22 protein-coding genes and 3 tRNA genes are annotated in these 19952 nt (G+C 72.1%); 11 read left to right on the forward strand and 14 right to left on the reverse strand.

Annotated features, from left to right (window positions below):
* The first annotated feature begins 23 nt into the window (after window positions 1-23).
* Together cutA and L1785_RS02075 are read left to right on the forward strand one after the other, a co-directional pair.
* Entirely contained in the window at window positions 24-362 is a 339-nt protein-coding gene (cutA, locus tag L1785_RS02070) for a divalent-cation tolerance protein CutA (RefSeq protein ID WP_236087472.1), read from the forward strand.
* Between the two features lie 108 nt (window positions 363-470).
* Window positions 471-1337 carry an alpha/beta fold hydrolase gene (locus L1785_RS02075; RefSeq protein ID WP_236087473.1) on the forward strand — a complete coding sequence of 289 codons (867 nt, stop codon included), beginning with the start codon at window positions 471-473 and terminating at the stop codon, window positions 1335-1337.
* A 43-nt stretch (window positions 1338-1380) separates the two neighbouring features.
* Here the strand turns inward: L1785_RS02075 and L1785_RS02080 are convergent, their stop codons facing one another.
* Both L1785_RS02080 and L1785_RS02085 read right to left on the reverse strand, forming a co-directional pair.
* Entirely contained in the window at window positions 1381-2487 is a 1107-nt protein-coding gene (locus L1785_RS02080) for a Gfo/Idh/MocA family protein (RefSeq protein WP_236087474.1), read from the reverse strand.
* Window positions 2472-3179 (reverse strand): ThuA domain-containing protein, encoded by a 708-nt coding sequence (locus tag L1785_RS02085; protein ID WP_236087475.1) that lies wholly within the window; start codon window positions 3177-3179, stop codon window positions 2472-2474. The genes L1785_RS02080 and L1785_RS02085 overlap by 16 nt, the downstream gene beginning before the upstream one ends.
* A 133-nt stretch (window positions 3180-3312) precedes the next feature.
* Between L1785_RS02085 and L1785_RS02090 the strand changes: the two genes are divergently transcribed.
* Entirely contained in the window at window positions 3313-4332 is a 1020-nt protein-coding gene (locus L1785_RS02090; RefSeq protein WP_236087476.1) for a LacI family DNA-binding transcriptional regulator, read from the forward strand.
* Window positions 4333-4411: 79 nt separating this feature from the next.
* Here the strand turns inward: L1785_RS02090 and L1785_RS02095 are convergent.
* The 3 genes from L1785_RS02095 to L1785_RS02105 form a co-directional block, all read right to left on the reverse strand.
* Window positions 4412-4487, reverse strand: a tRNA-Lys gene (locus L1785_RS02095).
* Between the two features lie 87 nt (window positions 4488-4574).
* Window positions 4575-4650 (reverse strand) — tRNA-Lys (locus tag L1785_RS02100).
* Between the two features lie 84 nt (window positions 4651-4734).
* On the reverse strand, window positions 4735-5031 hold the full coding sequence (locus tag L1785_RS02105; RefSeq protein ID WP_236087518.1) for a GroES family chaperonin: 297 nt from the start codon (window positions 5029-5031) through the stop codon (window positions 4735-4737).
* 123 nt (window positions 5032-5154) lie between these two features.
* Between L1785_RS02105 and L1785_RS02110 the strand changes: the two genes are divergently transcribed.
* A complete protein-coding gene (locus L1785_RS02110) occupies window positions 5155-5640 on the forward strand; it encodes a peroxiredoxin (protein WP_236087477.1) in 486 nt (161 codons plus the stop codon).
* Window positions 5641-5711: 71 nt separating this feature from the next.
* Here the strand turns inward: L1785_RS02110 and L1785_RS02115 are convergent.
* Window positions 5712-5793 (reverse strand) — tRNA-Leu (locus L1785_RS02115).
* A 29-nt stretch (window positions 5794-5822) separates the two neighbouring features.
* Window positions 5823-6392 carry an NUDIX hydrolase family protein gene (locus tag L1785_RS02120; RefSeq protein ID WP_236087478.1) on the reverse strand — a complete coding sequence of 190 codons (570 nt, stop codon included), beginning with the start codon at window positions 6390-6392 and terminating at the stop codon, window positions 5823-5825.
* Between the two features lie 136 nt (window positions 6393-6528).
* Here L1785_RS02120 and trxA point away from each other — a divergent pair, with 136 nt between their 5' ends.
* A complete protein-coding gene (gene trxA / locus L1785_RS02125; RefSeq protein WP_236087479.1) occupies window positions 6529-6909 on the forward strand; it encodes a thioredoxin in 381 nt (126 codons plus the stop codon).
* Here trxA and L1785_RS02130 read toward each other — a convergent pair.
* The gene (locus L1785_RS02130) at window positions 6896-8566 is read right to left on the reverse strand and encodes an ABC-F family ATP-binding cassette domain-containing protein (RefSeq protein ID WP_236087480.1); all 1671 of its coding nucleotides are present in this window, start codon (window positions 8564-8566) and stop codon (window positions 6896-6898) included. The genes trxA and L1785_RS02130 overlap by 14 nt on opposite strands.
* Before the next feature lie 77 nt (window positions 8567-8643).
* A complete protein-coding gene (locus L1785_RS02135; RefSeq protein WP_236087481.1) occupies window positions 8644-9642 on the reverse strand; it encodes a trypsin-like serine peptidase in 999 nt (332 codons plus the stop codon).
* A gap of 156 nt (window positions 9643-9798) precedes the next feature.
* On the opposite strand from L1785_RS02135, the gene L1785_RS02140 reads away from it, so the two are divergent.
* From L1785_RS02140 to L1785_RS02150, 3 genes are all read left to right on the forward strand, one after another.
* On the forward strand, window positions 9799-10170 hold the full coding sequence (locus L1785_RS02140; RefSeq protein ID WP_236087482.1) for a DUF3054 domain-containing protein: 372 nt from the start codon (window positions 9799-9801) through the stop codon (window positions 10168-10170).
* Window positions 10171-10251: 81 nt separating this feature from the next.
* Window positions 10252-11055: a glutamate racemase gene (gene murI / locus L1785_RS02145; RefSeq protein WP_236087483.1), complete on the forward strand. Its 804-nt coding sequence runs from the start codon at window positions 10252-10254 to the stop codon at window positions 11053-11055.
* Window positions 11055-11885: an MBL fold metallo-hydrolase gene (locus L1785_RS02150; protein WP_236087484.1), complete on the forward strand. Its 831-nt coding sequence runs from the start codon at window positions 11055-11057 to the stop codon at window positions 11883-11885. Before murI ends, L1785_RS02150 begins: the two co-directional genes overlap by 1 nt.
* A 22-nt stretch (window positions 11886-11907) precedes the next feature.
* Here the strand turns inward: L1785_RS02150 and L1785_RS02155 are convergent, their stop codons facing one another.
* Genes L1785_RS02155 through L1785_RS02165 form a run of 3 tightly spaced genes read right to left on the reverse strand, consistent with a single transcriptional unit; the run spans window position 11908 to window position 16100 of the window.
* The gene (locus tag L1785_RS02155; protein ID WP_236087485.1) at window positions 11908-12795 is read right to left on the reverse strand and encodes a PaaX family transcriptional regulator; all 888 of its coding nucleotides are present in this window, start codon (window positions 12793-12795) and stop codon (window positions 11908-11910) included.
* 7 nt (window positions 12796-12802) lie between these two features.
* Window positions 12803-14482, reverse strand: a complete 1680-nt coding sequence (locus L1785_RS02160) for a (2,3-dihydroxybenzoyl)adenylate synthase (protein ID WP_236087486.1) — start codon at window positions 14480-14482, stop codon at window positions 12803-12805.
* A 55-nt stretch (window positions 14483-14537) separates the two neighbouring features.
* Window positions 14538-16100, reverse strand: coding sequence for an FAD-dependent monooxygenase (locus L1785_RS02165; protein WP_236087487.1), 1563 nt, complete (start codon window positions 16098-16100; stop codon window positions 14538-14540).
* 141 nt (window positions 16101-16241) lie between these two features.
* Between L1785_RS02165 and L1785_RS02170 the strand changes: the two genes are divergently transcribed.
* The 3 genes from L1785_RS02170 to rdgB all read left to right on the forward strand — a co-directional run bounded on the left by L1785_RS02170 (window position 16242) and on the right by rdgB (window position 18585).
* The gene (locus tag L1785_RS02170) at window positions 16242-17054 is read left to right on the forward strand and encodes an alpha/beta fold hydrolase (RefSeq protein ID WP_236087488.1); all 813 of its coding nucleotides are present in this window, start codon (window positions 16242-16244) and stop codon (window positions 17052-17054) included.
* A 119-nt stretch (window positions 17055-17173) separates the two neighbouring features.
* Complete coding sequence (gene rph / locus L1785_RS02175; protein ID WP_236087489.1) at window positions 17174-17941, forward strand: ribonuclease PH; 768 nt, start codon at window positions 17174-17176, stop codon at window positions 17939-17941.
* Entirely contained in the window at window positions 17938-18585 is a 648-nt protein-coding gene (gene rdgB, locus L1785_RS02180; protein ID WP_236087490.1) for an RdgB/HAM1 family non-canonical purine NTP pyrophosphatase, read from the forward strand. Before rph ends, rdgB begins: the two co-directional genes overlap by 4 nt.
* A 79-nt stretch (window positions 18586-18664) precedes the next feature.
* Here rdgB and L1785_RS02185 read toward each other — a convergent pair whose 3' ends face one another.
* Both L1785_RS02185 and clpS read right to left on the reverse strand, forming a co-directional pair.
* Window positions 18665-19480, reverse strand: coding sequence for a DUF2017 family protein (locus L1785_RS02185; RefSeq protein ID WP_236087491.1), 816 nt, complete (start codon window positions 19478-19480; stop codon window positions 18665-18667).
* Window positions 19477-19812 (reverse strand): ATP-dependent Clp protease adapter ClpS, encoded by a 336-nt coding sequence (gene clpS, locus L1785_RS02190; protein WP_372461774.1) that lies wholly within the window; start codon window positions 19810-19812, stop codon window positions 19477-19479. The genes L1785_RS02185 and clpS overlap by 4 nt, the downstream gene beginning before the upstream one ends.
* Window positions 19813-19952 lie beyond the last annotated feature (140 nt).

Raw genomic sequence — 19952 nt, forward strand, 5'->3', positions numbered from 1 at the left:
GCCGCCTGAGCAGAGGAGTCACCGTGGAGCCCGACGACCCGACCCAGGAGCTTGTCCGCGTCGAGACCACCTGCGACTCCCGCGAGGCCGCGCGGGCCCTCTCCCGCAACGCCGTCGAGGCCCGGCTCGCCGCCTGCGGCCAGGTCGAAGGGCCGATCGCCAGCACCTACTGGTGGAAGGACGAGGTCGAGGTGAGCGAGGAGTGGCGGGTCGTCCTCAAGACGACCCGCGCCCGGTGCGCCGAGCTCGTCGGACACCTCCGCGAGAGCCACACGTACGAGGTCCCGGAGATCGTGGTCCTGGCGATCTCCGGCGGCGACAGCGCCTACCTGGACTGGATCCGCACCGAGACGAGGCGCTGAGTCGCCGGCGATCGTCAGGGTCGGGACCGATGACTCCCGGCCGCTGTCGCCGTCACAACCTCCGAGGCACGCGTGTGCCGGCTCGCCCGCGACCTGGAGGTACCTACGATGACCGAGAAGAAGACCAGCACCCTCGCCGTGCCCGGCGCGGTCCTGACCTACGACGTCCGCACCCCGGCCGCCGTCGGCGACGAGCCGCCGCTGTTCCTGGTCGGCTCGCCGATGTCAGCGGAGGGGTTCACCAGCCTGGCCGGCCACCTCGACGACCGCACGGTCGTCACGTACGACCCGCGCGGGGTGGAGCGCAGCACCGTCGACGCCGGCGCCGCCCCCGCCGGCCCCCACGACCACGCGGACGACCTGCACCGCCTCGCGGCAGAGGTTTCGCCTGGCGTGCCGGTGGACGTGTTCGCGACGAGCGGCGGCGCGGTCAACGCGCTGGCCTGGCTGGAGTCGCACCCGGAGGACGTGCGCACCCTCGTGGCGCACGAGCCGCCCCTCGCCGGCGCCCTCCCGGACGCCGAGCTCATGCGCGCCGCGATGGCAGACGTGCGCGACACCTACCTCGCCAAGGGCTGGGGTCACGCGATGGCGAAGTTCATCGCACTGTCCAGCCACGAAGGCCCACTGCCCGAGGACTACCTGTCGCGCCCCGCCCCCGACCCGGCGATGTTCGGCATGCCGGCCGAGGACGACGGCTCGCGCGACGACCCGCTGCTCGCCGTGGCGATGGCGACCCTCCCGGCCCACGAGCCGGACTACGACACGATCCGCAAGGCGCCCACGCGCGTCGTGCCGGCCGCGGGCGTGGAGTCGGCGGGTCAGATGGCGGCCCGCGCCACGGAGGGCGTGGCCACGATGCTCGGCGCCCCGCTCGAGATGTTCCCGAGCGACCACGCCGGCTTCCTCGGCGGCGAGTACGGCCAGACGGGTGACCCGGAGGCCTTCGCCGCCCGGCTGCGCGAGGTCCTATGACTCAAGGGGGGCGTCCTCCAGTACACCGCCATCACCCTGGTACTCACGCTGACCCGCGCCCGGGGCGCACGGGGGCGTCCGACAGCGGGACAGGGGCCGGCCGGTCGCACGTGCTCTCGACGGTGACCAGCGTGCCGCTGTCGGCCGACGCGAGCAGCGCGGTCATGATGTCGAGCACGTGGTACGCGATATCGCCGTTCGCGCGCGCGGGGACTCCCGGCGGCGTGGTCGCGAGGTCGGCGACGCCGTACCCGCGAGCCGCATCCCGGTATCCGGCGCTGGGCGGCAGTGTCCGCCAGGCTCCACCGAGCTCGTGCAGCTGCACGTCGCCGTCGAACCGGTTGGGATCGGGGACGACGAGCGATCCCGTCAGGCCGTGTACCTCGATCTCGGAGGCCCGGGTGGCGACCGAGTCGAAGCTCATCACGAGGGTCGAGAGCACGCCCGACTCGTGCCGCAGCACACCGGTCACATGCGTGTCGGCGTCGACCGGGATGACCGTCCCCTGGCGAGGCCCGGACCCGATCGTGCGCGTCGACCGGGTGTGGCTCGCGGCGCCGAGGACGGACACGACCGGGCCGAGAAGCGTGACGAGCGTGGTCACGTAGTACGGACCCATGTCCAGCAGCGGGCCCCCGCCCGGCTGGTAGTAGAAGTCGGGGTTCGGGTGCCAGCGCTCGGGGCCGGGATACATCATGGTCGCGGTCGCCGCGACCGGCTCCCCGATCGCGCCGTCGTCGATGGCCTTCCTGGCCGTCTGCACACCCGTCCCGAGCACGGTGTCCGGCGCGCATCCCACCCGGACGCCGGCCGCGCGGCCCGCCTCGAGCACGGTGCGGGCGTCCTCGAGCGTGGCCGCCAGCGGCTTCTCGCCGTACACGGCCTTACCGGCGGCGATGGCCTGCAGAGCGATCTCGGCATGGGCGGCCGGAATCGTGAGGTTCAGGACGAGATCGACCTCGGGGTCCGTCGTCAGCTCGTCGACGGTCAGCGCGCGCACACCCTGCTCCGCGGCGACCGCTGCCGCGCGGGCCTCGTCGAGGTCGGCGACCGCGACGAGCCGCACGGCTTCGAGGCGCGCGAAGGTGGACAGGTACTGGCCCGAGATCGCGCCGACCCCGACGACTCCGACTCTCAGCGGCTGGCCCACAGGATGCCCCTCTCGATGATGGTCCGGACGTTCGGGTCGTCGACGACGGCGAGGTCGTGGCCCGGCGTCGAGACGAAGATCCGGCCCTGGCCCCACAGGCGGGTCCAGACGGCCGGGCACGTGATCGGCCGGTGCCACGGGTCGAAGTCCCGGGCGGGGAGCGTCGTGGTCGCGAGCACGTCGTTGTAGTCGTCGGACAGCACCCAGTACTGCTCTGTCGTCAGCTCGAAGTCGGAGATCCCCGCGACGATCGGGTGGTCGGCCTTCTCTGGCACGATGTCGACCGTGTACCGCACGACGTAGTCGGTCCCGTCGCCCGGCAGCTCGTCGCGCGGAGCCTTCGCCGGATGGGTGGCGAACTGGCCGCCGATCAGCTGGAGGTAGTCCGAGCTGTTCCGGTAGGAGTCGGCGATGCCGCCGTGCCACCCCGCCAGGCCCATGCCGTTGCTGACGGCCGCGATCAGCCCGCGCAGCTCCTCGTCGGCGATCGTGGTCATCGTGTTGGTCTGCACGACGACGTCGACGCCGGCCAGGTAGTCGACGTCGGCGTAGACCGCCGTCGTGTCCTCGACCCGCACGGCGTACCCGTGCTCGGCCAGGAACGGGATGAACGAGTCCGTGGTCTCGACGGGCTGATGCCCGGTCCAGCCCCCGCGCATGATCAGCGCGTGCTTCTTCTTCGAAGGTGTCATCCTGCCCTTTGCTCCAAAAAGTTGCGCAACATCGGGACGCAAATGGTGCCGAAGTCCTTTGATACACGACGTCAGCCCCGAGATCAAGAGCCCCAATGTTGCGCAACTTTTCCGAAGCGGATACCGTCCCCGTATGCAGAACGCTCGCCGGACGACGCTCGCGGACGTGGCGAGGGCGGCCGGGACCACGGTGCCGACCGTCTCGAAGGTGCTGAGCGGCCGCTCCGACGTCTCGGCCGAGACCCGTTCGCGGATCATGGAGATCGTCGCGGAGCTCGGGTATCGCGGGCGGTCCGGCCGGGGTGCCGCGACGCACGGGGGGCAGTCCCCGTTCGTCGACCTCGTGCTCAGCGGGGTCGAGGGAACCTGGGCGAACCGCGCGCTCAGCGGCGTCGCGCACGCTGCCGAGGAGGCCGGCGTCGACGTCGTCGTCTCGGTGGCCCGGCCGCCCGACGATGCCTGGCTCACGAGGCTGGTCGCGCGGAGGCCGCGCGGCGCGGTGCTGGCGCTCGTCGACACCACGAGCGAACAGCTCGCGACGCTGGCCGCGGCGCGGGTGCCGATCGTGCTGCTCGATCCCGTGTCCCAGCCGCCGAGCACGGTCGCCAGCGTGGGCGCCGCCAACTGGGCCGGTGGCCGTGCGGCCGCGGAGCACCTGCTCTCGCTCGGCCACCGGCGCCTCGCCGTACTGGCGGGGCGGCGCACGCATCTCTACAGCCAGGCGCGTATCGACGGGTTCCGCTCGGCCGTCACGCAGGCAGGCCTCGAGCTCCCCGACCATCGGGTCGCGCACACCGACTGGAAGCGCGCGAGCGCCGCCGAGCAGGCCACCGAGCTGCTGCGGGCCGCGCCTGCGCCGACGGCGGTCTTCGCCTGCTCCGACACCATGGCGCTCGGCGTGTACGACGCCTCGGCCGCGCTGGGCCTCCGGATCCCCGACGATGTCAGCGTGGTGGGTTTCGACGACCTGCCCGAGGCGCAATGGGTCAGCCCCGCGCTCACCACCGTGCATCAGCCCATCGCGGAGATGGGCTCCTCGGCGCTCCGGATGCTCCTGCGGATCAGCGCCGATCCGGCGCGCGAGGCGCCGCGCGAAGAGCTCGCCACGTCGCTCGTCGTCCGCGGGTCGACGGCGGCTGTCGCCGGGGACTGAGCCGGGACGCGACCACCGCGTAGGGCCGGTCTTGGGGAGGGACGACGAAGGCCCCCGACCGTCAGGTCGAGGGCCTCGCTGGTGCGCCATCAGGGACTCGAACCCCGAACCCGCTGATTAAGAGTCAGCTGCTCTGCCTATTGAGCTAATGGCGCGTGCGACGGAAAGGTTACCAGGCTCGCGACCCCAAGGCGTCACCTTTCCGCAGACGAGGTCCCCGACCGTGGCCGGGGACCTCGTGCTGGTGCGCCATCAGGGACTCGAACCCCGAACCCGCTGATTAAGAGTCAGCTGCTCTGCCTATTGAGCTAATGGCGCGCAACGGAGAGCAACACTACCAGGACCGCTGGCGCCCGGTGGGACGCACTGCGAGCGGCGAGCCTGTGACCTGCACGACAACCGCTACAGGTACAGCCCCGTCGCCCCCTCCGGGGTCTCGTGCTCCGCCACGCCGTGCACGTCGCGCTCCCGCAGCAGCACGTAGTCGTGGCCGCCGAGCTCGACCTCGGCGCGGTCCTCCGGGTCGAACAGGACACGGTCCCCCACGGCGACCTGGCGCACGTGCTCACCGGCCGCGACGACCTTCGCCCATCCGAGCCGCTTCGGCCCCACCGCGGTGGCGGGGATCACCAGTCCGGCGCCCGACTGACGCTCCGAGCTGTCGACCTCGGGCTCCACGAGCAGGCGGTCGTGCAGCATCCGGATCGGCAGGGTGCCGGCCGCGGCCGGCGTGTTCTTCACAGCGTTGCTCACGCACCCAACGCTACGTGACGGGCGACCTGGCCCTGGCTAGGCTCGGAGCGACCGATCCCAAGGAGCACCGTGAGCACCCGCCTCGACGTCGGGGACAAGGCCCCCGACTTCACCCTCCCCACCCCTGACGGCTCGTCCGTCAGCCTGTCGCACCTGCGCACGACCGCCCCGAAGGGCGTCATCGTGTACTTCTACCCGGCGGCGAGCACGCCGGGCTGCACCAAGGAGGCGTGCGACTTCCGCGACTCCCTCGCGTCGCTGCAGGGCGCGGGCTACGCCGTCGTCGGGGTGTCCCCGGACCCCGTCGCGAAGCTCGCGAAGTTCGCCGACGAGGAAGGTCTCACCTTCCCGCTGGCCTCCGACGCCGACCATGGCGTCCTCGAGGCCTACGGCGCCTGGGGCGAGAAGCAGAACTACGGCCGCACGATCACGGGCGTCATCCGCTCCACCGTGGTGGTCTCGCCGGAGGGGACCGTCGACGTCGCGCAGTACAACGTCAAGGCGACGGGCCACGTGGCGCGCCTGCGCAAGACCCTGGGGCTCGACGGCGACTGAACCAAGCCATGCCATCTGGTCAGGACGGGTCGCCTCCCACCGGGAGGCGACCCGTCCGCCGTCGGGCACGGTGCGCGAGGCGGGACTCGAACCCGCACGTCCGAGGACACTGGAACCTAAATCCAGCGCGGCTGCCAATTACGCCACTCGCGCGCGGAGCCCAGTCTAGGGCGCCCCGACCGTCAGATCAGGCGGCCCACGTGGGCCATCGCCTGCTTGACCAGGGTGCCCTGACCGTTCGCCATCTCCGCCTGGACGGCGTCCGAGCACGCCTCCTCGGGGGTGAGCCACGCGAGGTCGAGCGCGTTCTGCTGCGGACGGCAGTCGCCGGTGACGGGCACGACGTACGCGAGCGAGACGGCGTGCTGGCGCGGGTCGTGGTACGCCGTGATCCCGGGCGTCGGGAAGTACTCGGCCACGGTGAACGGCTGCGGCGACGGCGGGACCTGCGGCAGCGCGACGGGACCGAGGTCCTTCTCGATGTGCCGCAGGAGCGCGTCGCGGATGCGCTCGTGGTACATGACGCGACCGGACACGACGGCCCGCGTGATGACACCCTGCCCGTTGACCCGCAGGAGCAGACCGACGGCGACGACGTCGCCCGACTCGTCCACCCGCACGGGGATCGCGTCCACGTACACGAGGGGTAGCTGCGCGCGGATCACCGCGAGGTCCTCGTCCGTCAGCCAGCCCGTGGCCTGCGTGGTGTCGCGGTAGAAGTCGTCCGCCGGGTAGTCCGCTGTGTCCGTCACGGGGTCCGTTGTACCAGGTCGTCGAGGTCCCGTCGTGCCGCGACCAGACCGGCACCGGACAAGACACCCCGAACAGCCCGGAATAGTCGCCCCGCCGCGGGTGCTGCATGGTAGGACACTACGGAGAGGACACGTCATGGCAACTGTCGAGCTGACCGACGCCACATTCGAGAAGACCGTCACCGAGAACGACATCGTGCTCGTCGACTTCTGGGCGACGTGGTGCCCGCCGTGCCGCATGTTCGGCCCCGTGTTCGAGGCGTCGTCCGAGGCGAACCCGGACATCGTGCACGCCAAGATGGACACCGACGCCCAGCCGGGCGTCCCGACGGCTGCGCAGGTGACGTCGATCCCGACGCTCATGGCCTTCCGCGAGGGCATCCTCGTGTTCCGCCAGGCGGGCGCGCTGCCCGCACCGGCGCTGAAGCAGGTCGTCGAAGCGGTCAAGGGCCTCGACATGGACGAGGTGCGCGCTCAGCGCGACGCCGCCCTGAGCGGCGGCCCTACCTCGGCGTGAGGTCCAGGACCGGCCAGTCGGAGAGGTCGTCGCGCATCCGCCGGTCGTGGGTCGCGACGACCACCGCGGCCGGGGTGACCTGCAAGGCCCGCGTGAGCTCGTCGACGAGGTCGATCGACAGGTGGTTGGTCGGCTCGTCGAGGAGCAGCACGTGCGGAGCGTGCAGCAGCGCGCGCGCCAGCTCGAACCGGCGCCGCTGACCCACCGACAGCTCCCCCAGGGGGCGGTCGAGGTCCTCCTCGGACAGCAGCCCCAGGAACGCCACGGGAACCAGGTGGTCCGGGTCGAGCGCGCCAGCGGCGAGCAGCGCGAGCGCCTCGTCCCCGTAGGTCTCGAAGCCGGTCCGACGGCGGGCCTGGCCCGTCAGCCGCATGCTCTCCTGGCCCACGACGCCGATCCGCACGCCCGACGGGACGCTGCGCGTCCCCCGCGTGAGGGGCAGCGTCCCGGCGAGCGCCGCGAGCAGCGTGGACTTACCGGTCCCGTTGGGTCCCGTGACGAGCAGCCGACCCGACGCCGGGATCGCGACCCGGGTCCCCGGCAGGTCGAGGCGGACGCTTGGCACACTATTCTCGTCGTCGCCGTCCGGCGCGACCGGCGCGACCACCCGCGGGCTGCGCACCTCCACGACCGGCTCCCCCGGGTCCCATCCCGGGGAGAGGGCGGGCAGGTCCGGGAAAGCGAGCTCGACCGGCGGGACGGGAACCTCGATCGCCTCCGCCTCCAGCCTCTGGATCAGGCGGTCGGCCGCCTTCACGTGGATCCGGGCGCGGGTGGCGCGGCGGTGCTTCTGCGACCCCTTCTCGGGGCGCCACTCGTCCGACAGCCCCTCGTAGGACGCGTCCAGCCGCTCCGCGAGCGCCACCGCCCGCTTGCGCTCGGCGCGGTAGCGCTGCCGCCAGCGGTGCAGCGACTGGCTCTTCGCGAACCGGTAGGAGTGGTACCCCGGCTGGCCGTACAGCACGGGCCTGCCGTCCCACGACGGGTCGAGGTCGAGGATGGCCGTGGCGACGTCGTCGAGGAGCTCGCGGTCGTGGGTGACGACGACGACGCCGCCCTGCCAGGCGACGAGCTCGCCGGTGAGGAACTCGATCGCGGAGTCGTCGAGGTGGTTGGTGGGCTCGTCGAGGAGCAGCAGGTCGGACCGCTCGGCGAGCCGGCACGCGAGCCGCGCGCGGTACCGCTGCCCGACGCTGAGCGTGGCGAGGTCGCGTGACAGGTCGCGAGGCGCGCCGAGCCGCGTGAGCGCGACGTCGACCCTCCGGTCGGCGTCCCAGACCGCGAGGTGCTCGGCAGCGGCGAGGGTGCGCTCCAGCTCGCGCAGGTCCCCGGAGTCGTGGTCGAACGCGGTGGCCGCGGCCTCCAGCGCCGCGGCGGCGCGACGCAGCCCGTCGAGCGTGCTCCGGACGAGGTCACCGACCGTCTCGCCCGCCGCGGGGTGCAGCTCCTGCTCGACGAGGGCCACGGTGCCCTGCCGGCGCACCTCGCCGGACCTCGGCGCCAGCTCTCCGGCCAGCAGGTGCAGGAACGTCGACTTGCCCGACCCGTTCTCCCCCACCACGCCGAGCCGGGTCCCGTCCGCCACGCTCACGCTCACCCCGGCGAGGACGGGCCGCCCCGGGTAGGCGAAGGCGAGGTCCTGGGCGACGAGATGCATGCGTCAACCCTACGGAACATGCCGAGGTAGTGGGTCCGTCCGGACGGACCCACTACCTCGGCATCAGCACGGAGGGGTCAGAGACCCGCGGCCGTGCCGTACAGCGTCTGCGCGACCGACCCCAGGTACGGGCCGAACATGTAGTTGCGGAGCTGGCCGCCGGAGTACTTGAACGAGTTCACCGAGTTGAGGGTGCCCACGCCGGTCGTCGTGTTGTAGTTGACGAACCACGGGCCGCCGGACGAGCCGCCGGTGAGGTTGCAGTCGAGGCCCTGGTCCTGGCTGCCGTACGGGTCCTGGATCGGGGTGCCGTGGCACCAGGCGATGTCCGAGCCGTCGTAGGGGTTGGCCTGCGGGTAGCCGAACGAGTACATGTACTGGCCGCGGGCCAGGTTGAAGCCGATGCCCTGGCTGCCCACCACGTCGGTGAGGTGCTGCCCGTTCAAGGTGTTCATGACGGCGAAGCCGATGTCGTAGTCGAAGTCGCCGCTGCCTGCCCACTGGGTCGTGGTGACGAGCTGGCGGGCGGTGAAGGTGCCGTAGGGGCGGGCGCCGTCGTCGTAGGCGGGGACGAACGCGAAGTTCGTGGCGTACGCGCCCGGGCCTTCGTTGAGGCAGTGGCCGGCCGTGAGCACGACGTCCTTGTTGCCCGAGGTCACGGCGCTGCCGGAGCACACGTAGTTCACGCCGGCGAGCGTGAAGAACACCTTGCCGGTGGTCGTGACGACCGCGCCGCCACCCGTGTAGTAGTCACCGACGAAGCCGCTGCCGGTGCCCGGCTTGGCCTGCGGGACGATCGTCGGCTTGCCGGTGGCCACCTTGTCGCCCGCGGACGACTTGTCCTTGCCGGCCACAAGGACGTCGGCCGGGACAGCCGCACGCATCCGCTCGGAGGTCCAGTACTCGACGACCTTGTCCTGGGCTGCCTGCGTCGTCGCGGCCGCCTGGACGGCGACGTCGCTCGCGTTCGCGCTGGGCTGGGCCTGCGACGGGGCGACGACCGCCACCGCCGCCGCACCGCTCAGGGCGAGAGCCGTCAGGCCTCCGAGGAGGGTCCGGGAGAGATTCCTGCGCATGCTGTCTCCTTGGTCAGGTTCTCCGCCGATGGGGCGGAGCAGGAAGAATCCTGGGCGGCCGATGAGTCCGCAAGCGCACACGCCCGTATCAGGTCTGTAAATTTCGGACATCGGCCGCTTGACGGGCGGGCGCAGGCCGCGCGCTACCCTCAGGACGTGACGAAGAACCCCGTGTGGCCCGCGATCGTGGCGGACAGCCTGAGCATCCTGGCGTTCGCGGCCGTCGGCATGACGTCCCACGGCAGCGACCCGGCGAGCTTCCTGCGCGTCGTGTGGCCGTTCGCCCTCGCAGCCGCCGCGGGCTGGGCGTGGACGCGCGCGTGGAGCGCCCCGGACCGCGTGTGGCCCGTCGGCGTGTCCATCTGGTTCACCACCGTGTTCCTGGGCCTGATCCTGCGCGCCGTGACGGGCGGCGGCTTCGCCGTCTCGTTCGGCCTGGTGACGGCCATCTTCCTCGCTGTCACGCTCGTCGGCTGGAGGGCGCTCGTCACGGCCCTGCGCCGGGCGGCGGAGCGCCGCACCGCCTGAGGGCCGGACGTGGCCTGCGTCACGCGTGTCCTGCCTCACCGGTAACGGTTCTGACACGTCGTCACGGCTAGGCTTCGTCGGGTGAACGACGCTCCCATCGGGATCTTCGACTCAGGCGTCGGCGGCCTGACTGTCGCCCGCGCGATCCTGGACCAGCTGCCGAACGAGCAGCTCCTGTACATCGGGGACACCGAGAACAGCCCGTACGGCCCCAAGCCGCTCGCCGCGGTGCGCGCGATGGCCCTGGCCGTGATGGACCGGCTCGTCGACGACGGCGTCAAGATGCTGGTCATCGCCTGCAACTCGGCGTCCTCCGTCGCCCTGCGCGACGCCCGCGAGCGGTACACCGTCCGGCGCGGGATCCCGATCGTCGAGGTCATCCTGCCGGCGGCGCGCGCCGCCGTCGTGACCACCCGGACCGGGCGCATCGGCGTCATCGGCACCAAGGCCACCATCCAGTCCCGCGCGTACGACGACGCGTTCGCAGTGACCCCCGGACTGACCCTCACGACCGCGGCGTGCCCGGAGTTCGTGCGCCTCGTGGAGCAGGGCCAGACCTCGGGCGACGAGGTGCTCAAGTACGCGCACGACTACCTCGACCCGGTGCGCGAGGCGGGCGTCGACACGCTCGTGCTGGGATGCACCCACTACCCGCTCCTCGCGGGCGCCATCTCGTACGTGATGGGCGAGGGCGTCACCCTCGTGTCCAGCGCGGACGAGACCGCCAAGGACGTGTACCGCAACCTCGTGGCGCACGGCCTGGAGCGCTCCCCCGAGTCGGGCGCCCCCGCCCACCGCTTCCTCACCACCGGCAGCCCCGCGCCGTTCGAGCACCTTGCGCGTCGCTTCCTCGGCCCCGAGGTGAGCCTCGTGGAGGCCGCCTGATGCGGCTGATCACCGTGGGGGTCTCCGGCTCGCTGCCGGGCCCCGGCTCCCCCGCCTCGACGTACGTGGTGCAGGTCCCGGCCGACGAGGCCGCGGCCACCGGTGCCGAGGAGCGTGACTGGACCGTCGTCCTGGACCTCGGCAACGGGGGCCTGGGCGGCCTGCAGCGCATCGTCGACCCGTTCGACGTCGATGCCGTGGCCGTCTCGCACCTGCACCCGGACCACTGCGCCGACCTGTCCGGCCTGTACGTCTACCTGCGCTACCACCCGGAGCGCGGCTCCCTGCGGACCGGCAAGGGGCGGCGCCTGCCCGTCTTCGGGCCGACCGGCACGGCATCCCGGGTCGCCCTGTCCTACGGGTTGTCCGACGGCGAGTCGATGGACGCGGACTACGACTTCCGGACGTGGGCACCCGGCGCGGCCGTCCGGATCGGCCCGCTCACGCTCGAGCCGTACCGGGTGTTCCACCCGGTCGAGGCGTACGGCGTCCGGGTGACCGGTCCGTCGTCGGAGCGCCCGGGCGAGACGGCGACCCTGGCCTACACCGGCGACACGGACTCCTGCCCCGGTGTGGTCGAGCTGGCGCGCGACGTCGACCTGCTGCTGTCCGAGGCCGCCTTCGTCGAGGGGCGCGACGACGCGGTCGAGTCCGGCATCCACCTCACCGGCCTGCGGGCCGGCCAGGTCGCGGCCGAGGCCGGGGCGCGCCGCCTGCTGCTCACGCACCTGCCCGTGTGGAACGACCCGGAGGAGTCGGTGCGCGAGGCGCGGTCCGCCTACGCCGGGCCGGTCGAGGTCGCGACTCCGGGCGCGGTCTACAGCCTCTAGGGAACGTCTCCCAGAGCCCCAGCTATTGCTGAGGGGCGTCGATCAGTCCGCCGACGACCTCGCTGACGAAGGCGGTCGCCGCGGGGCCCAGCTCGCGGTGCGCGCTGCGGAACAGGTGGTTCGCCTCCGCACCCAGCCAGCCGTCGGGACGCAGGTCCTTCGGCAGCCAGGGGTCGACGAAGGGGAAGTGCCGGTAGCCGTCGATCAAGGTCGTCCTGGCCACGAGTGCGTCCGCTCCGCGCAGGGTTGCGCTGCTTCTGGCCAGATGCCCGTTGTCGGCGAGGAACTGCGCGTACATCTGGTTGATCCGGTCAAGGTTCCAGCAGCGTGCGACGACGTCACGGTCGGCCTCGAGCTCGCCGATCTGTGCGCGCATCACGGTGAAATGAACGTCTGGGAACTCGGCCGCCAGAGCCCGGGCCTCGCCGCCGCGGTCACGCGGCGTCATCCAGGTGCTCGCCGTCAGCGAGCCGAAACCGAGCCAGGACAGCTGGCGCCGGAGGTGCTCACGGGTCGACCGGTCCGGCTTGGCATTCTGCTGGACGACCGTCGTCCAGTGGTGGTCCCACGGCTCGTCGTAGTCGGCGAAGATGCGCTCCCGCCCGCTCTGGAGGACTCCGAGCATGTGCGCGCTGAGCAGGTAGTTCGCCTCGCGGCCTTCGCGACGAGTGGTGAACCAGTGCTCCCGGCGCAGACGGGTCAGCGTCATGCGGACCGTCGCCGGCTCGACGCCGAACGTACCGAGCAACGTGACCAGGTCGCCGGCCTTCGCCTCACCGCCGGCGTAGCGAAGGTAGTCACCGAACAGGTCGAGGATCAGAGCGCGCGGCTTCAGAGCTGGACCGGAGTCGGCCTCGGCCATGGTCTGGGGCAGGGCGCCGGAGGCCCGGGTGGCTGGTGTGGTCGTCATCTGGCACTCATCTCCCGGACGGCTCCTGCAGGCGGTCGGCGATGTCCTCGCGCAGGATCCGCTTGTCGATCTTCCCGACCTTCGTCATGGGCAGATGATCGACGATCTCCAGGCGGTCGGGGTACTTGAAGGCCGCGACCTCTGCCCGGGCGAACACCTCGCGCACGTCCTCGAGCGTCGGGGCACGATGCCCCTGCTTGACCACCGCGTACACGCACAGCCGCTCGCCCAGGACCGGGTCCGGCATGGAGACGGCGGCGGCGATCTCGACGTCGCCGAGGCGGTACATCAGACCCTCGATCTCCTCGGCGGAGATCTTCTCGCCACCCCGGTTCACCATGTCCTTGTCCCGCCCGTGCACGACCAGGTTGCCGTCGGGTCCGCGCACGACGACGTCCCCGCTGCCGTACCAGCCACCGGGAAGAAAGGCCCGCTGGTTGTGCTCCGGCGCGTTGTAGTACCCGCGCGGGGTGTACGGGCCGCGGGTGTAGATGGACCCGGGCTCGCCGTCGGGGACGTCCTCGCCGAGCGGGTCGAGGATCCGGATCTCGTCCGCCTCGTGGACGGGACGGCCCTGGGTCCTGACGATGACGTCGGTCGGGTCGTCGAGCCGGGTGGTGTTGATCAGCCCCTCGGCCATGCCGAAGACCTGCTGGAGCCTGGCCCCGAGGACCGGCTCGATCCTGGCGGCGTACTCGTCCGGCAGCCGCGAGCCCCCGACCTGGAGGACACGCAGCGTCCTGGTGCTGGCGCCACCGGTCTCCTCCTGGTGCTCGATCCACCGTTGCGCGACGGCCGGGACGGCCGCTGCGATGGTGACGCCCTCACGTTCGATGGTGGCGAAGGCCCGGACCGGCGACGGGCTGGGCAACATCACGACCCGCCCTCCGACCAGCAGGGTTCCGAGCACTCCGGGGCAGGCCAGGGGGAAGTTGTGGCTCGCCGGAAGGGTCCCGAGGTAGACGTCGTGCTCCGTCAGCTCGGCCGTCGCCGACGTGGCCCGCAGGTTGCAGACATAGTCGTTGTGGGTACGGGCGATCAGCTTCGGCAGACCTGTGGTGCCGCCCGAGATGAGGAAGCACGCCGGCGAGTCAGGGTCCGGGCGCATGGCATCGGCGGCTGCCCGCTCGGACTCGCGATCTTCCCCGGGTGCGAGAACCTCGGCCAGGGGCACGGATCGAGGATCCAGCATGCCGGTCTCCCCGAGGGCGAGAACGTGCTCCAGGTCGGGCAGCTCGGCGACCAGCTCATGGGCGAGCCGCTCGTGGTCGAAGTCACGCAGCATCCGCGGCACCGCCACGGCCCGAGCCTCGGACAGGGAAGCGAGGTGGGTCAGCTCGTGGCGCCGGTGCGCGGGCAGCGCCATCACCGGGATCACGCCCGCCCGGAAGCAGCCGAGCGTCAGGACGATGAACTCCCACCCGTTGGGCATCTGCACGAGGAGCCGGTCGTCGGGTTCGAGGCCGAGCTCGCGCAGGCGTCCGGCGGCGGCGTCGGCGCGGCCGACGAGCTCTCTGTAGGTGACGCGGACGTCGCCGTCGACGACGGCGACCTGCGTGGGGCGGGCGTCGGCGACCTCCCACAGCAGCTCGCCCAGAGTGCGGTCTTCCCAGTAGCCGCGGGACCGGTAGTGCGCGGCGACGTCGTCGGGCCAGGGCACGGTGCCCGTCCGGGTGTGGTGGCTCACTGTCGATCTAGTCCTCTCGGGCGATAGGCGTCGGGCGTCCTTGCGTCGACGGCGGTCACAGGGCCTCCCCCAGAGGTCGCGCGACCGCGTCGACGCGCCCCGCGAGCACAGCGGTCTCGATGGCGGCGTCGGACAGGTCGTCGACCACGACCGCGACAAGACCGCGCCGCAGTCGCGCCTCCTCGCTCAGGAGGATGCGCGTCAGAGGGGTGCCTCCGGTGATCACGACCGCTCCACGATCGGGCAGCGAGTGGGCGGCCTTCGCAAGGTCGGACTCGTCGTCCGGCGCATCCACGAGGGTGACGGCGCCGTCCGCAGACGCGGAGACGGACATGACGGGTCCGCCCGCCTCGCACAGCTGTGTCCGCCCGTCCTTGACGGCGAGCTCCAGCGCGCGCCCCGCCGTACGCCCGCCGGCCAGGTCCAGAGGCGTGTGCAGGGCGTCGGTGCCGTGCTGCTCCACCCAGCGCGCCCGCGCCAGCGCGACCAGCGCGGGGTCGCGACGCTCGATCCGGTCCACGGCGATGCTGCGGGAGAAGAAGTGGAACGCGAACGTGAACGGGTCGAGGTCACGCTGGTACTGCCCGAACCGTTCCCACCAGGCGAGGCTGGGGATTGCCGCGTCCTGGATCCGCGCGACCGCAGGCGTGCGCGCGTCCTGATAGGCGCCGAGCGCCGTCGGCAGGTCCTGGTGGAGGCCGAGCTGGCGGGCGAGCTCGATGGCGTCCTCCATCGCCATCTTCGTGCCGGAGCCGACCGAGAAGTGCGCCGTGTGGACGGCATCACCCAGCAGCACGACGTTGTCGCGGAACCACGTCGTCGTGCGGCGGGTCCGAAAGTTCGCCCAGCGGGAGTTGTTCGCCACGAGCGGGGCGCCGTCGATGTCGTCGGCGAACAGCTCGGCGAGGTAGGCCTTGCTCCGCTCGTCCGACCGCCCCGGCGGCTGCGTCACGTCGAACTCGCCGAGCCCCGCCCGCTCCCAGGTCTCGTGGTCGGTCTCGACGATGAACGTGCTGAGCTCGCCGCTGATGGGGTACCCGTGCACCGCGAGGTTCCCGTGCTCGGACCTTCGGTGCAGGAACGTCAGTCCGTCGAAGATGTGCTCGGTGGCGAACCAGATGAACTTCGCCGACGCGGTGGTGACCGACTGCCCGAGATCGGTCTGCTCCTCGAGGTAGGCGCGCACCGTCGAGCTGGTGCCGTCGGCCCCCACGACGAGGTCGTGGGCTGCGGCGAGCTCGACGATCGGTGGCGCCACCGTGCCGTACCGGACGTCGACCCCGGCAGCCTCGGCGTTGTCCTGCAGGAGCCGGAGCAAGGTCTTGCGGTGGATGGCCGCCATGCCGTTGCCCGCGAACCCGTAGGACTCCCCGTCGCTCCGGACCTCGATGCGGTCCCAGTGCGTCCCGTGGCCGGCCAGCGCGTCCCGGAGCACGGGGTCGGCCGCGTCGATCTCGCGCAACGTGGCGTCGGAGAACACGACACCGAAGCCGAACGCATCAGACCTTCGGTTGCGCTCGTAGACCGTGACGGTCGCGGTGGCGTCCTGCCTGGCAAGGAGGGTGGCCAGGAACAGACCGCCAGGTCCGCCGCCGACCACCACGATGGAGTCGCCCATGTCTCATGACGATAGGGGTCGCGCCAGCGTTGTGCAACACCCATCTTCCGGTCGACCTAATTGCGTTATACGATCGCCCACAGGTGCCGACCGCTTCACGGCGCCGGAGCCCCGCACCATCACCAACGAAGGAGTTGGACCATGTCCACGGAGCCCACGTACCACTCGACCACCTCGGCCGACGGCACCGAGATCGCCTACTACGTCCAGGGCAGCGGACCGGCCCTCGTCATCACGCACGGGTCGATCGCCACCTCGGACCAGTGGCTTCCCGCCACGGCCGAGCTCTCCCGCGACTTCACGTGCTACGTCTTCGACCGGCGCGGACGCGCCCGCAGCGGCGACAACGCCGACTACAGCATCCAGAACGAGGTCGAGGACATCCGCGCGGTCATCGAGGCGGCGGGCCCCGGTGCCAGCCTCCTCGCCCACTCCTACGGCGCGCTCTGCGCCCTCGCCTATGCGCTCCAGCACGAGGTCGAGGGCACGCTCATCCTCTTCGAGCCCCCGTTGCCGGTCTTCGGCCCGGTCGCCGGCCCCAAGCTCGAGGACTACCGCGCGGCGATCGCCGCAGGGGACAACGCCCGCGCCCTCGAGATCGCCCTGGTCGAGTTCGTCCGGCTCCCCGCCGAGGCCGTCCCCTACGTCAAGCAGACCCCGCTGTGGGGCGCGATCCTGCCGCTGGCACCCACCTGGACGAGGGAGCTCGAGCAGATCGACGCCCTCGGGCCCGACATCGACCGGTACTCCGTCCTCGGCGGCAAGCCCACCCACGTCATCGGCGGAACGGGCACCACGGACTTCCTCCTCGAGTCCGTGCGCCGCCTCAACCGGACCGTCGAGGGCTCGACGATCACGGAGCTGCCCGACCTCGACCACTTCGGCCACCTCGCCGATCCGGCCGGATTCGCGGGAGCGGTCCGCCAGGGCGTGCGCGCCGGGGCGACGAGCTGACGTTCGGCGACCAGTAGGTACGAGGGCGTACGCAGCTCCTCGAGTGCGGGACATCTGTTGGGTCGAGACGCCCGGACCCAGCAGATATCCCGCACCCGACGGGAAGTTAGGGTTGTCGCGTGACCTCACCTGCCACCCCGCCTGCCACCGTGACCCGCGCCGACGGGCGCACCCCCGACCAGCTCCGCCCCGTGACGATCACACGCGGCTGGCTCGACGAGGCCGAGGGCTCCGTGCTCGTCGAGTTCGGCCGCACCCGCGTGCTGTGCGCGGCGTCGTTCACCGCCGGCGTGCCGCGCTGGCGCAAGGGGTCGGGCGAGGGCTGGGTCACCGCCGAGTACGCGATGCTGCCGCGCGCCACCTCCACCCGCTCCGACCGGGAGAGCGTCAAGGGCCGCATCGGCGGCCGGACGCACGAGATCTCCCGCCTCATCGGGCGGTCGCTGCGCGCCGTCATCGACGTGGCGGCCCTCGGCGAGAACACGATCGTGCTCGACTGCGACGTTCTGCAGGCCGACGGCGGCACCCGCACCGCGGCGATCACCGGCGCCTACGTCGCGCTCGCCGACGCCGTCGCGTGGGGTCAGCGGCACGGCCACATCGCATCGCGGGGCAAGCCCGTGCTGACCGACTCGGTGGCCGCGGTGAGCGTCGGGATCATCGACGGCACCCCGATGGTCGACCTGCCGTACGTCGAGGACGTGCGCGCCGAGACGGACATGAACGTGGTGGTCACCGGCTCGGGCACGTTCGTGGAGGTGCAGGGCACCGCGGAGCACGCGCCCTTCGACCGGGCCGAGCTCGACGTGCTGCTCGACCTCGCGCTGGCCGGCACCGCCCAGCTCACGGCGATCCAGCAGACGGCGCTCGCGCAGGAGCTGCGATGACGCCGGCGCCCGACGGCGTGCGCCTCGTCCTGGCGACCCACAACCGCAAGAAGCTCGTCGAGCTGACCGCGATCCTCGCCGAGCAAGGGTTCGACATGGGCGAGGGCGCGGTGCGCACGGCGGGCGACCTCGGCGCGCCGGAGCCCGTCGAGGACGGCGTGACCTTCGCCGAGAACGCCCTGCTCAAGGCCCGCGCGCTGGCCGCCGCGACCGGGCTGCCGGCGGTGGCCGACGACTCGGGCCTCGCCGTCGACGTGCTCGGCGGGGCGCCCGGGATCTTCTCGGCCCGCTGGTCCGGGCGGCACGGCGACGACGCGGCGAACCTGGAGCTGCTGCTCGCGCAGCTCGGGGACGTGCGACCGGAGCACCGCGGGGCGGGGTTCGTCTGCGCCGCGGCGCTCGTCACGCCCGACGGCCGCGAGGAGGTCCGCACCGGCGAGATGCGCGGCGTGCTGCTCACCGCGCCGCGGGGCACGAACGGCTTCGGCTACGACCCGATCCTGGCGCCCGAGGAGGCCGACGGCCGGGCGGCCGCCGAGCTGGAGCCCGCTGAGAAGAACGCCATCAGCCACCGCGGCAAGGCGTTCCGGGCGCTGGCGCCGGTGATCGCGGAGGTCCTGCGCTCAACCGTCAACACCGGCTGATCTGCGCCGACCAGGATCCTGGTTGCCGAATCGTGGCCCATTCCGCAACCAGTGTCCTGGTCGGTGGACTTCCGCGGGCTCAGCCGTCGCTCTCGGCGTCGTCGGACGGCTGACCGGTCCGCTGCCCCGACCGCAGGTCGGCCAGCATGACCTCCACGAGCGACTCCTGCGCGTAGCCCGCGGCGACGAACACCCCGGCCCAGAACCGCGTCGCGGCCCGGTCGTCGTCGACCGCCGGGATGTCACGCCCGGCCTCGTTGTCCCACATCACCTCGTCGGTGAGCCGCTCCACGTCCTCGTCGGTGGCGAGGCGCAGGCGCTCGGCGATGACGAGGCGCACGTCGGTGAGCGCCCCCGCGACCGCCGCGGCGTCCTCGCGGGGCACGCGCACGGGCGGCGGCGCGCCGTGCCGTCCGGCCTGCTGGACGGCCCGCTCGGGCGCGTCCCGCGGGTCGAGCAGCTCGGCGAGGTTCTCCAGCCGCGTCACCTTGGAGCGCGCCAGGTCGGCTTGCGTCAGGTGCCGGAACTCGGCAGCGACGTCCGGGTCGTCCTTGCTAGCGTCGGGCAGCAGGCGGAGCGCGGCCGGGTCCGACGGCACCCGGGCCACACCGGTCATGCCGGTCAGGCTCGCGAGCTCGCCGTCGGTCGGGATGCCGAGGGCGCTGAGGTCGTCGGGAGCACGCAGGCCGCCCGGTCCCGCGCCGGGGCGGGCCGGCGTCGCGGGGCGGGGTCCGCCGTCGGGCCCCCACGGCCGCTCGGGGCGTTGCGCGGGGCCGAGCCCGGACTCGTCGCGGAGCAACGCGGCGACGTCGCGCGCGACCTTGGCGAGGACGGCCTTCTCGACGGGCTCGAACCGGGACTCGTACCCCCGCCGCATCGCGCGGAACGGGGTCATGCCGCTCCCCGGGCGCCATCGGGGGCGCCCGACTGCTTGCCCGACTGCTGGAGCGTCGCCCACAGGCCGAAGCCGTGCATCGCCTGCACGTCGACCTCCATGCGCTCGCGCCCGCCGCTGGACACGACGGCGCGGCCGTCGTGGTGCACCTGCAGCATGAGCTTGCGCGCCTTGGCCTGCGAGTAGCCGAAGTAGCTCTCGAACACGTAGGACACGTACGACATGAGGTTCACCGGATCGTTCCAGACGATCGTGACCCAGGGGTCCGCCAGCCCGTGGACGGCGTCCGCCGTGGTGTCCTCCCGGGTGGCCGTCCCGGCTGCTGCGCCCACGGGAACGATCAGCGGCGTGGGGGAAGATGTCACGATCCCACTCTAGGCCGAAACGTCCCGTCATGGCTGCCCGGCACCCCTTCGACATGACCCCGTGACCGGACCGTTGCGGACGCGCACCGGTGCAGCATGCTCCTGGT

The organism is Antribacter soli (assembly GCF_021568775.1).
Taxonomy (GTDB): domain Bacteria; phylum Actinomycetota; class Actinomycetes; order Actinomycetales; family Cellulomonadaceae; genus Antribacter; species Antribacter soli.

Bases quoted from the DNA above. Each gene is read 5' to 3' on its own strand.
- L1785_RS02075 (WP_236087473.1), top strand. From the start codon at position 471: ATGACCGAGAAGAAGACCAGCACCCTCGCCGTGCCCGGCGCGGTCCTG.
- trxA (WP_236087479.1), top strand. From the start codon at position 6,529: ATGGCAACTGTCGAGCTGACCGACGCCACATTCGAGAAGACCGTCACC.
- rdgB (WP_236087490.1), top strand. From the start codon at position 17,938: ATGACGCCGGCGCCCGACGGCGTGCGCCTCGTCCTGGCGACCCACAAC.
- L1785_RS02090 (WP_236087476.1), top strand. From the start codon at position 3,313: ATGCAGAACGCTCGCCGGACGACGCTCGCGGACGTGGCGAGGGCGGCC.
- L1785_RS02170 (WP_236087488.1), top strand. From the start codon at position 16,242: ATGTCCACGGAGCCCACGTACCACTCGACCACCTCGGCCGACGGCACC.
- L1785_RS02085 (WP_236087475.1), bottom strand. From the start codon at position 3,179: ATGACACCTTCGAAGAAGAAGCACGCGCTGATCATGCGCGGGGGCTGG.
- L1785_RS02165 (WP_236087487.1), bottom strand. From the start codon at position 16,100: ATGGGCGACTCCATCGTGGTGGTCGGCGGCGGACCTGGCGGTCTGTTC.
- L1785_RS02105 (WP_236087518.1), bottom strand. From the start codon at position 5,031: ATGCTGCACGACCGCCTGCTCGTGGAGCCCGAGGTCGACAGCTCGGAG.
- L1785_RS02135 (WP_236087481.1), bottom strand. From the start codon at position 9,642: ATGCGCAGGAATCTCTCCCGGACCCTCCTCGGAGGCCTGACGGCTCTC.
- L1785_RS02130 (WP_236087480.1), bottom strand. From the start codon at position 8,566: ATGCATCTCGTCGCCCAGGACCTCGCCTTCGCCTACCCGGGGCGGCCC.
- L1785_RS02185 (WP_236087491.1), bottom strand. From the start codon at position 19,480: ATGACCCCGTTCCGCGCGATGCGGCGGGGGTACGAGTCCCGGTTCGAG.
- L1785_RS02155 (WP_236087485.1), bottom strand. From the start codon at position 12,795: ATGACGACCACACCAGCCACCCGGGCCTCCGGCGCCCTGCCCCAGACC.
- L1785_RS02150 (WP_236087484.1), top strand. From the start codon at position 11,055: ATGCGGCTGATCACCGTGGGGGTCTCCGGCTCGCTGCCGGGCCCCGGC.